At 47.1% G+C, this 7727-nt stretch carries 10 protein-coding genes; 4 read left to right on the top strand and 6 right to left on the bottom strand.

The genetic code is table 11. The features are described from left to right. Positions 1–383: 383 nt before the first annotated feature. On the top strand, positions 384–665 hold the full coding sequence (locus tag ACQ5DJ_RS27780; protein ID WP_429845265.1) for a hypothetical protein: 282 nt from the start codon (positions 384–386) through the stop codon (positions 663–665). A gap of 68 nt (positions 666–733) precedes the next feature. Here ACQ5DJ_RS27780 and ACQ5DJ_RS27775 read toward each other — a convergent pair whose 3' ends face one another. Genes ACQ5DJ_RS27775 through ACQ5DJ_RS27765 form a run of 3 tightly spaced genes read right to left on the bottom strand, consistent with a single transcriptional unit; the run spans position 734 to position 3947 of the window. Next, entirely contained in the window at positions 734–1510 is a 777-nt protein-coding gene (locus ACQ5DJ_RS27775) for a fumarylacetoacetate hydrolase family protein (protein ID WP_429845264.1), read from the bottom strand. Positions 1511–1552: 42 nt separating this feature from the next. After that, positions 1553–2752, bottom strand: a complete 1200-nt coding sequence (gene thiI, locus ACQ5DJ_RS27770) for a tRNA uracil 4-sulfurtransferase ThiI (RefSeq protein ID WP_429845263.1) — start codon at positions 2750–2752, stop codon at positions 1553–1555. 25 nt (positions 2753–2777) lie between these two features. Then, positions 2778–3947 carry a cysteine desulfurase family protein gene (locus tag ACQ5DJ_RS27765; RefSeq protein WP_429845262.1) on the bottom strand — a complete coding sequence of 390 codons (1170 nt, stop codon included), beginning with the start codon at positions 3945–3947 and terminating at the stop codon, positions 2778–2780. A 276-nt stretch (positions 3948–4223) separates the two neighbouring features. Here ACQ5DJ_RS27765 and ACQ5DJ_RS27760 point away from each other — a divergent pair, with 276 nt between their 5' ends. Next, complete coding sequence (locus tag ACQ5DJ_RS27760) at positions 4224–4370, top strand: hypothetical protein (RefSeq protein WP_429845261.1); 147 nt, start codon at positions 4224–4226, stop codon at positions 4368–4370. Between the two features lie 113 nt (positions 4371–4483). On the opposite strand, the gene dapF is transcribed toward ACQ5DJ_RS27760, so the two are convergent. Next, positions 4484–5344, bottom strand: coding sequence for a diaminopimelate epimerase (dapF, locus tag ACQ5DJ_RS27755; protein WP_429845260.1), 861 nt, complete (start codon positions 5342–5344; stop codon positions 4484–4486). A 142-nt stretch (positions 5345–5486) separates the two neighbouring features. Between dapF and ACQ5DJ_RS27750 the strand changes: the two genes are divergently transcribed. After that, positions 5487–6017, top strand: a complete 531-nt coding sequence (locus ACQ5DJ_RS27750; RefSeq protein ID WP_429845259.1) for a DUF84 family protein — start codon at positions 5487–5489, stop codon at positions 6015–6017. A 64-nt stretch (positions 6018–6081) separates the two neighbouring features. Here the strand turns inward: ACQ5DJ_RS27750 and ACQ5DJ_RS27745 are convergent, their stop codons facing one another. After that, positions 6082–6663, bottom strand: a complete 582-nt coding sequence (locus tag ACQ5DJ_RS27745) for a DUF456 domain-containing protein (RefSeq protein WP_429845258.1) — start codon at positions 6661–6663, stop codon at positions 6082–6084. A gap of 97 nt (positions 6664–6760) precedes the next feature. On the opposite strand from ACQ5DJ_RS27745, the gene ACQ5DJ_RS27740 reads away from it, so the two are divergent. Next, positions 6761–7351 carry a 5' nucleotidase, NT5C type gene (locus ACQ5DJ_RS27740; protein ID WP_429845257.1) on the top strand — a complete coding sequence of 197 codons (591 nt, stop codon included), beginning with the start codon at positions 6761–6763 and terminating at the stop codon, positions 7349–7351. A gap of 61 nt (positions 7352–7412) precedes the next feature. Here ACQ5DJ_RS27740 and ACQ5DJ_RS27735 read toward each other — a convergent pair whose 3' ends face one another. Beyond that, the gene (locus ACQ5DJ_RS27735; RefSeq protein WP_144613616.1) at positions 7413–7637 is read right to left on the bottom strand and encodes a DUF1540 domain-containing protein; all 225 of its coding nucleotides are present in this window, start codon (positions 7635–7637) and stop codon (positions 7413–7415) included. Positions 7638–7727 lie beyond the last annotated feature (90 nt).

Here is a 7727-nt window from a genome sequence, read left to right as displayed (position 1 = left end):
CATTTAATGATAGACTCATTAACGCTTTCGCTGTTCAGTTTTCAAAGAGCATTTTGTGTTATTCGCCCGAAGGCGACTTTTCGATCTTATCACATCGCAACTGTTTTTTGCAAGAGGTTTTTTTAACCATTTCGCTTCGTTCAGCAGCGACAAGATCTAATATAACAAAATCACTAGGTATAAGTCAAGTGTTTCTCTTACTTTTTTATCAGTGATTTTTTATGTGTATTGATTGTTTCGAGCAGAATTTAAATATATATGAATTAATTAACGAAGTCAATAGAAAAAACGAATAGTGATTCTCTTTTTATTTCACACTATAACCGCTGGACATTTAAGCTGCGTAACCGTGAAGTACCCAACAAATAAACGGCGGTGTTACTATGGATCCAAAACCAACCTACGAAGAATACGAACACGAAAATTACAGTGAATTATCTACTGTAGAGTCACAGCGCAATGAAATCCTTCAGGAAGAATTCCCCGAGGGGCCTTTTGGAGCTGCCACCAACGAAACTCGCTTAGGGAAAGCAACAGGCTGGGAGCCCGGACAGCATTCCACCACCACTCGGTTCACTTACGAAACACGGCAGATGCATCAAGACCTCCCTCGACAAGACCCATCTGCACATCCCATTCATGATGATCCGAACAAAGAAGAATAAAATAAAAAAGCCAAGCCCCCACTTCACACAAGCAGGGGGCTTGGTCTATCTTATCAAAGAATGTATGACTACTCCTCAGCCACTACATGAGTCGTTAAGGTTCCGATCCCTTCAATGGTTACCGAAATTTCATCACCTGGAACAAGCTCACCCACACCAGATGGAGTCCCGGTTAAAATGACATCGCCAGGACGAAGCGTCATGACCGCAGATACAGCCTCGATCAACTGGGGAATCGAAAAAATCAATTGGTCAGTGCGAGCATCCTGACGCACTTCCCCGTTTACTCGTGTCACGATACGCAAGTTATGATAATCCAGTTTGGCCGCAATAGCAGGTCCAAGCGGACAAAACGTATCAAACCCTTTTGCCCGTGTCCATTGCCCATCGCTCATCTGCAGATCGCGCGCGGTCACATCAATCGCACAAGTGAATCCCAAAATATAATCGTCTGCATCCGCTGCCTTGATCTTCTTGGCCTCTTTCTTAATCACCACGGCGAGTTCGCCTTCATAATGAAGGTTCTGCGTCAGTTTTGGATAGACAATGGGTTCACCAGGTCCAATGACAGTTGTTGACGGCTTCAAAAACATCAACGGTTCTTTTGGCAGGTCAATCCCCATCTCAGCCGCATGGTCCCGGTAATTCAATCCGATGCATACAACCTTGCTTGGATCACTTGGCGCCTTTAACGTGACCTCATCCAAAGGCAGCTCAAGGCCCGTCATGATCGGTTTTGCCGTATGAATTTTGTAAATGTCCCCTTCAATCACGCGTACTTTGTCATCCTCTTCCACCATCCAGCCATGCTTCACCTTACCATTGCGCTCATAACGGATTATCATGGTTCCTTCTCCCCCGTGTCGCGATTGTCTCTATACTTGTATTTAGAACAGGTCGGTTGTCGTTTCTTTTGGCTTCGTTGTAATCTCTTCTATTTCAGTTCGTGCTACAGCATCCTCCACTAACGCTTCTACATCCAGCGCTTCCTCAAATTTTGCAGCGAGGCGAGGCTTCGGTCGCGTCACAGGATTTTTCGGGGTAAACACAGTGCAGCAGTCTTCATACGGCAAAATAGACAGCTCGTACGTATCGATTTGGCGAGAAAGGTCCACAATGTCTACCTTGTCCATGGCGACGAGTGGTCGCAGGATTGGAATCGAGATCACCTTGTTGATCGTATCCATGCTTTCTAAGGTTTGCGATGCGACTTGGCCGAGGCTTTCCCCGGTTGCGAGTGCCTTTGCATTGGTGTTTTCCGCTACACGCTCCGAAATGCGCATCATGAAACGACGCATGATGGTGATCAAATAGTCTTCTGGGCATTTTTCACGAATGGCGGTTTGAATCTCTGTAAACGGTACGACATGGAGACGGACTGTTCCCCCCCATTTGGTCAGCTTATGCGAGAGATCCCTTACTTTTTGCAAAGCGCGCTCGCTTGTAAACGGATAGCTATGGAAGTGGATCGCTTCAAGCGTCACACCACGCTTCAGCATCATCCAGCCAGCTACAGGACTGTCGATACCCCCAGATAGAAGCAGCATTACTTTTCCGCTCACCCCAACTGGCAAGCCACCTGGTCCCTGGATGGTTTCACAGCTAATGTAAGTACCCTCCGTGCGAATTTCTACATTAACAATCATATCCGGCTCATGCAAATCTACACTGATAGCTGGAAGTGCACGCAAGATGTGTGTTGCCACCATGCGGTTCACTTCCATCGATTGAATTGGATAGCGTTTATCTGCACGGCGAGAAACCACTCGGAAAGTGCGCGGCTGTGGGTCCATTTGACGAACCAACTCCAGCGCTTTTTCCTTGATTGTTTCGATATCAGGATCTACCTGGATCGTCGGACTAAAGGAAGAAATACCAAAAACGCGTTTCAAACGCTCCATAACTTCATAGGCGTCCTCACCATGCAGCTCCACATACATCCGACCGTAATTGCGTCGAACTTTTACTTTAAAAAACGAGCGCAGTACGTTTCTCACACTTTTTACAAGTGCCTCTTCGAATTGATCGCGGTTTTTCCCTTTAAGCGCCAACTCACCATAACGAATTAAAATAACATCGTAGTTCATGTTTATCTCCTTTTAGTTGTCCACACTATTTTCTATGAGCGGGGGCAGGTTGTTGTTTTATATAAGTACGAAGCACACTGACGCATTCCTCTAACGCCTTCAAAAACCGCTGGATGTCCTCAGCTGTATTTTCCCGGCCCAGACTGACCCGCAAAGACGACAACGCGCAATCCCGCTCGATACCAATCGCAGTCAGTACTCTGCTTGGCTCATTGACTTTGGATGAGCATGCCGACTTGGTGGATATCAGAAAGCCTTTTTCCTCCAAAGCATGCAACAGGACTTCCGCTTTTACTCCTGGTACTGACAAGTTCATAATATGGGGAGCCGTATTCGCTTCCGGGGTATTCACTATGCAACCTTCAATCGTTGCAATCCCTTCGCGAAGCTGTTGATTCAATTTTTGTAGCCTGATCATCTCCACGCTGCCCAGTTCTTCTAGAATCCGGATTGCTTTTGCCATACCAGCGATGGCTGGGAGGTTTTCTGTTCCTGAGCGAACACCGCCTTCTTGGCCGCCACCCATCATCAACGGGTGAATGATCAAGCCTTCCCGTTTATACAAAATGCCGACTCCTCGTGGGCCGTAAAACTTGTGAGCAGAGACGCTCAACAGATCAATCCCTGAATCCTTGATGCGCAAAGAAACTTTCCCAATTCCCTGGACAGCATCGACATGAAACAAGACTTTCGGGAATTGCTTCAACCATTGTCCGATTTCCAAGATCGGTTGAATGGTTCCCAGCTCGTTGTTCACATGCATGACCGAAACGAGAATCGTATCCGGACGCATTGCTTTCTGAACAGCTTCTACCGATACGCGACCTTCACAATCTACTGGCAGATACGTCACAGTAAACCCTAGGCCTTCCAACTGTTTGCAAACATCGTAAACAGCCGGATGTTCTACCTGCGTCGTAATAATATGTTTCCCTCTGTTTTGATATTGAAAGGCTATACCCTTAATCGCCGTATTATTGCTCTCCGTACCACCTGAAGTAAAAATAACTTCACTTTCTTTACAGCCCAAATACTGAGCGGCAACCTTTCGCGCCTGCTTCAGTACATTTTCCGCCTCTACTCCTTTTTGATGCAAAGAAGACGGGTTTCCATAGTAGCTTTCCATCGCGCGTCTAACGGTTTCAATCACTTGAGGATGAGGCCGGGTAGTCGCACTGTTGTCCAAGTAAATCACCAGTACACACCTTCCTAAGGGCAAGATGCCCGAATACTACGCTTCATCATAACATGACTTTTCGTAAAGAACATACAAAGTATTACACTTCTCAACCTTATTTTTCCCCGAGTGCGTTGCTCTCAAAAGACCAAATCAGACAATCTGAACAACCGTTCACAGACTATTCACGAATAAAACGCTTACATCCAGATATAGGCTATTTACATTGTTTTGGCCTTTCGTTAGAATAGTCAATAAATTTAGATAAAAAACAACAACAAGGAGAGAACCACCATGACAGCAAAAGCTATGCAAGAAGAAATCAAGAAGATGGAAGCCGAATTGAAAAGACTGCAAGCGGAACTGGCGAAGATGAACAAAAATATCCCTCAGTACGATCACACAGATGTCGCATACCTAAATGAGGTGTACAACGCGTGACACTTATTCGAATTCGATAGCGTGGTGACGGCAGGAAGGTTTCGCCGTGACCACGCTATTTTTTGTGAAAAAACCGCTCCTGTCGATTTCGACGGAACGGTTTTGGCTTGCTGTTATTTAAATGGGATCTCCCCCAAATACTTACCAGAAAAAACTTCAGTAGCCGGACCCGTCATATAGACACGGTTATCCGCTTCCTTCCATTCAATGAAGAGATCGCCTCCTGCCAGGTGAACAGTGACTTTTCTACCGGTCTTTCCACTCAAGTGGGCAGCTACTGCAGCAGCGCAAGCTCCTGTTCCACAGGCAAGCGTTACACCTGATCCCCTCTCCCATACACGGAAAAGAATTTCCTCCTGATTCAATATTTGGATAAATTCGACATTAGTTCGCTCAGGAAACCATTCGTGATACTCGATCATTGGCCCGTAGTGACGAACATCTTCTTCCTTCACTTCATCCACGAAAAGGATGGCATGAGGATTGCCCATCGAAACAGCCGTCATCGTAAACGCAGTTCCACCGACTTCGATTAGCTCTTCTCGCACTTGCTCTTCAGGAATGCCTGTCATCGGAATTGCTGCTCGCTCAAAACGAGGCTCTCCCATATCTATTGTTACTTGATCGACCTTACCGTCTGTTCCAAGCGATACGACAGGGGTAACGGTCCCTCCCAGCGTCTCCACGGTAAACGTTGTTTGCTGAGTCAAACCGTGATCGTATACGTACTTACTCACACAGCGCAAGCCGTTTCCGCAATTTTTTGCTTCGCTGCCATCATTGTTAAATACCCGCATGCGAAAGTCTGCTCGCTCAGATGGCATAATGAGAATCAGTCCATCGCCCCCAATGCCAAAATTCCGATCGCTCACCCTTCTTGCCAATTCGGGTAAATCTACACCTGACAAGTCTTCCTCAAAACAGTTGACGTAAACGTAATCATTACCCAAGCCATGCAGCTTTGTAAATTTCATCGTCCACTCCTCTTTCTCTTTCGGATGCTAGGTCTGACTTTTTCTCTACGCATTATCTTATCACAACCTGGAGAATCGCGGTCGAATCAAAAGGTGGTATACTACCACTAGCATCGATGATGGAAAGAGGTGGAACAAGCCGTTGGATTATCATATTTTCCGCTTTGCACTCGGAACGAAAAATGAAGCAAAACGTCTCGCTGTACAAAAAGCAACCGGAACGGAACCTTTTTGCTTATCTGTCCCCTCTGGCGTAGCGGCTCAGCCGATGAGTGAAGAAGAGACGATTACAGGAGCGATCAATCGAGCAAAAGCTGCACATAGTCAAACCCCAGAAGCAGAGATTGGGCTTGGCTTGGAAGGCGGACTTATGTACGATGAGCAGTTTACAAAGCAGTGGTATTTGATTTCCATCTGCGCAGCCTGGAATGGAAGTGAGCTATTTATTGGAAAGGGCTTAGCTTTTCCTATCCCGAATCAAGCCGTCCACCGAATCCAGCAGGAGCAAATTGAGCTGAGTATCATCATAGATGAATGGGGGGAAACCATCGGCAGTAATCATCGCGGCGGCGCCTATTCCCTTTTAACAGATAATCGCGTAAGTCGTTCCGAGGTGTTTTGTGACGCCGTTATCGCAGCGATTACGCCTTTCGTCTCCTCCTTGTACAAATAGCAGTGGGGCAACACAAAAGCCTCTCCGGTTGAATGAACCGGAGAGGCTTTGCGGTTTGATACTTTTAGCGAGCCGTATAGTACGGGTAGATGACTAATGCGCCCAAAATGGCAATAGCACCTACGATCATCGCCCAGGCTCCCAACGTCTTCGAGTTGCGTCGATACGCCAGGTAACCAAGCACCATACCAATTGGAGCCACCAAGTACGGCATGAGAAACAGGGACAGGATCGATAAGCCCAAGCCAGTCATCCCGATACCGCTGGCCCCATTTTCCCGGTTTTCCTCGCCTGTGTCGATCTCACTGGCAGCACGACTGGTCGGAAATGGCTCGGCGATCTCCGCCGCCGCCTCGATGTCGTCATCTCTGACTGTGGCAACCGGTGAACGGTCCTCTTTTGTCAGGACAACGCCATCCAAACGCTCCGAAAAGTCGTTTCGCTCCTCATCCAGCTCACCTGTATAGCGCTCTGTCAAGGAGTGGGGGTCATAGTGAATCCTGCGCCTCGACCGCTCTTCCTCTTGGTCAAAGACGGCCTGTGTCCAAGTATTCGCTGCAAACTCCCTGTCGTGCTGATCAACCGTCTCGGAAAAACCGGTATCTTCCTTCCGCTTCGCATCATTACGTTCGTGTCGATCCAACATAGCATGCTCAGCCCCTTTTTTGGTAAAGGATTAATTAAGTGAAGGAAGTAGCCTTATTGTCTGCCTACGTTGTACAATTTAAACGGGAGGCGAGAGAATGAAACCAGACAAAATCCTAACCATTGGCATTGATATTGACGGTACAGTCACATCACCTAGCAGTATTGTTCCATTGATGAATGAGAGCTTTGGAAGAGATTTACGATATGAAGATTGTGTGGAGTACAATTTAGCCAACGTGTATCAAATCACGGACGCAGAGTTTGAAATGTGGCTGGATCAAAACGGGGAGCGCCTTTATGATGGTGCGCCTGTTCACGGAATTGCTGATCAGGTTTTGCGCGATTGGTTTTTCTCCCACAAGCTGGTATATATAAGTGCTCGTGAGGATCGTCATCGCGATGTGACCTTACAATGGTTTGCTCGCTACAATATCCCTCACCATGAAGTGGATTTGATTGGGAGCCACGACAAGCTGTCAGCTGCCCGCAAATGGGGAGTGGATCTCTTTTTGGAGGATCGTCTGGAGAACGCTTTGCAATTGTCAGAAGCGCTGCAAATTCCCGTGTTCTTGTTTGACACTCCGTATAATCAAGCTTCCCTACCTCCACTCGTCCATCGAGTCACTTCTTGGGAAGAGGTTGCCCAAAAAGTCAACGAGCTTTTTCCAGCTAGGACAAGCGTATAGGTTGAATAGCAAAAAGACGTATCACCGTTTTGGGATACGTCCTTTTTGCGCCGAGACAGCGCTATTTCTTCGCTGATGTCTTCGGCTTGAACGTCAGACAACAGGTCTCAGACGATGTCTTTGCCTGATCCTGATGCTGCGTGTTTTGACCGTACTCGCCTGCGAATTCTTCTTTCAGGTTTACGGTAGCGTGAGCGTCAATCTCTACCATGATCTCTTCGGCGTTGCAAAGGTTGCCCTGCGCCCAGTACTCACAGTTTGCTACAGAACATTTTACTGCTGGCATGTGCATTCACCCCCTAGAGGCTAGCCTTCACAACAACTAGGGGGCTTATACTTTGCCATTCACAGTGGAAATCAAAACTCTACACAAGAA

The organism is Brevibacillus sp. FIR094 (assembly GCF_050477165.1).
Classification (GTDB): domain Bacteria; phylum Bacillota; class Bacilli; order Brevibacillales; family Brevibacillaceae; genus Brevibacillus.
Note: the sequence above shows the minus strand (reverse complement) of the source record. Positions and strands in the feature narration are given on the sequence as shown.